The 2568-nt window shown below is 65.7% G+C and carries 3 protein-coding genes; all 3 read right to left on the minus strand.

Features of this window, described 5'->3' with window-relative positions:
- Positions 1–317: 317 nt before the first annotated feature.
- The gene (locus VJS90_RS01255; protein WP_324118264.1) at positions 318–1562 is read right to left on the minus strand and encodes a flagellar hook-length control protein FliK; all 1245 of its coding nucleotides are present in this window, start codon (positions 1560–1562) and stop codon (positions 318–320) included.
- 73 nt (positions 1563–1635) lie between these two features.
- Positions 1636–1983, minus strand: coding sequence for an Hpt domain-containing protein (locus VJS90_RS01260; RefSeq protein WP_324118266.1), 348 nt, complete (start codon positions 1981–1983; stop codon positions 1636–1638).
- A 25-nt stretch (positions 1984–2008) separates the two neighbouring features.
- Positions 2009–2568 (minus strand): ATP-binding protein (locus VJS90_RS01265; RefSeq protein ID WP_324118267.1); only part of this gene is annotated, 560 nt, incomplete at its 5' end.

The raw sequence follows: 2568 nt of genomic DNA on the forward strand, positions 1-2568 counted from the left end.
GTCTTTCACTTCGTCGCTCTTCGCCATGCCAATAATCCGTCATCCATCAGGGTTTCATAGGAGATGACGGGGGTTGAGCAAGTGTTATGCCAGATTGATGGGAAGCCGACGATACGGCATTAGCCACCGCCGTACGTGTGGAGGATTCCAGGGTTCAGTGCAAGCCCACAAGGTCACAGGCTAGCTGTGTCAGTACTGGCCTTTTCGCTGGCAAGCCAGCTCCCACAGTTACAGCGCCAGCCCTAGCGTCAGCGGTGGACCTGTGGGAGCTGGCTTGCCAGCGAAGAGGCCTTCACTGACACAGCGGGTCCGGAGCTTCAGGCGTAGTAGTCAACCGCGCTGGAGCCGATCACCACTTGTTGCTCGACCGGCCTCGCGGTATTGGCCACGTCTGCGCCCTCGCCTTCCTGCGCCGCCCGGCGCGCGGCCACGCCGCTGAACTGCGGCGCGTCCTGCTGAGCCTGTTGCTGCTGGCCACGGGACTGGTCGGCGACGTTGACGTCAGGCTGGGCCAGGCCTTGCTGGGCGAACAGCTCGCGCAGACGCTGCACCTGCCCCTCGAGGGCATCGCGCACGCCGACGTGGCCACTCATGAAGGTGACCTGGGCCGGCTGGTCCGTCGCGAGATTGACGCGAATGTCCAGGCGCCCGAGTTCGGCGGGCGCGAGCTGGATATCCGCGGACTTGAGGTTCTGGCTCGACAGGTACATCACCCGGTTGACCAGGCCCTCGGTCCAGCCACTCTGGGTCATCGCCAGGGGCTGCTGCATCAGGTTGGCGGACGGCACCGCGTGGGCGGCCTTGGGAACGGCGGCCTGGGTCAGGGCGGCCAGGCGGTCGGCGAAGTCGTCGACACGCGTGTCGCTGCTGGCGCCCTTGAGGTCCTTGAGGCTGTCGTCGAGCAGGGCACCGAAGGCCTTGTCGCCTCGCTCGCCTTCCCCGGGTTCGCCCTCGGCCTGTTGCAACAGGCTCGCCAAGGTATTGACGGCCGGCTGACCCTGCGCCACCTCAGGCTCGTCGCCCGCGGCATGGGCCGAGGTGCCGCCCTGTGCCTGGGCGCTCTGCTCAAGCGCCAGGCGCAAGGCGGGCAAGCCGTCCAGTGGATCGGCCTCGGGATCGAACGCCGCCAGCGCCGCGGCCTCGTCCTCGCCGCTGGCGGTCGCCGCCTGCTGCTGGAGCATCGGCGTGAGGGTCTGCGCCTGCGCCTGAATCATCTGGGCCCCGGGCTGGGCATCGGTGACCTGCCCGGCCACCAGGCTGGCGTCGCGCACGGTCGTATCGGCGACGTCATCGGAGGTGTCGTCGGCCGCTGGCAAGTCCTTGCCGTCATCGGCAACCCGTTCCGCTGCGTCGGCACGCGGCTTGCCGCTGTCAGCCTGATCAGCCCGGGCCTTCGACTTGCTGGCGACCTGGTCATCCCGGCCCTGGCGGGCGAGCACCTGGTCGAAGCCAGCGCCCCCGCTGGCAGGCGCGTGCGGCGTCTTGTCCGCAAGGTTGGCCGTGGTGCGCGCGGAGGTGCCCACGGCACTCGCTTGCAACAGTGGATTGGATGCAACAGGCATTGAAAGGTCTCCGCGCCAGAAAGCCAGGCTCATCTGGGCAAAGAGAATGCAAGGCTCGCGCCAGGTTCGCCTGCTAGTCGGCGGAAACCCGGTGCTGCTCATCCCGGTAGAAGCGCTGCACCTCGACATACTCCTGATCGATGCGGTTAATCAGGTCTTCGATGCCGTACAACGGCTGCTGCCGGACGCGCTCCTCGAGCTGGCTGCACAGGTCCGCCAACCCGACGGCGCCCATGTTGCTGCTGCTGCCCTTGAAGCTGTGCGCCGCCAGGCCGAGCTCGCTTGCGTCCTTGGCACCGTGGAGCTGGTCCAGGCGCTTCTCGGAATCTTCAAGAAAGGTTTCGAGCAATTGCAGGTAGCCATCTTCCATGACCTCCTGCAGGTCGCTCAGGACCTTGTGATCGATATGGTTCTCGGACACTTGTTCACTCCTTGATCAAGCTGGATTATGCCTGAGCCGTCCAGGCGAACTCCACTCGCGCGCAACGCCCGCTATCCAGCCAGCGGGCACGTTGACTCAAGCGCTGTACCAATTGCAGGCCGCGGCCGCTGAAACCGTGCGACCCGGCCACCTGCGACAGCACGCGGTCCACATTGAACCCATCGCCGCTGTCGCGCACCTCGATACTCAGACGCCCGCCGCCGTCATGCGGTTCAACCTTGAATTCAATGCACACGAAACCACCTACCTGCAGGGCCAGGCGCCGGTCGCGTTCGCTGTAATACCGGGCGAATCCGTCAGCGTCGCATTTGAGCCCTGAGTCCAGGCCCAGTACACCGTGCTCCAAGGCATTGGCATAAAGCTCGGTGAGCACGCTGTACAGTGCCCCAGCAAGGGGCCGCAGCCCTTCGATGCGTTGCAGCGACTGGAGCAGATGCGGTACCGGATTGAAACGCTTCAGGCTGTCGCCACGCAGCTCCAGGCGCAAGGACCAATCGGGCGGATAGGACGCGCTGGTGTCAGGGTAGACCATGGGCGGCGGCGCGAACTGTCCCGGCGCAAGCA

Origin of the sequence: Pseudomonas sp. (genome assembly GCF_035277045.1) — a bacterium.
Taxonomy (GTDB): domain Bacteria; phylum Pseudomonadota; class Gammaproteobacteria; order Pseudomonadales; family Pseudomonadaceae; genus Aquipseudomonas.

Coding starts and splice junctions, on each gene's coding strand:
- VJS90_RS01255 (WP_324118264.1), bottom strand. CDS start 1,562: ATGCCTGTTGCATCCAATCCACTGTTGCAAGCGAGTGCCGTGGGCACC.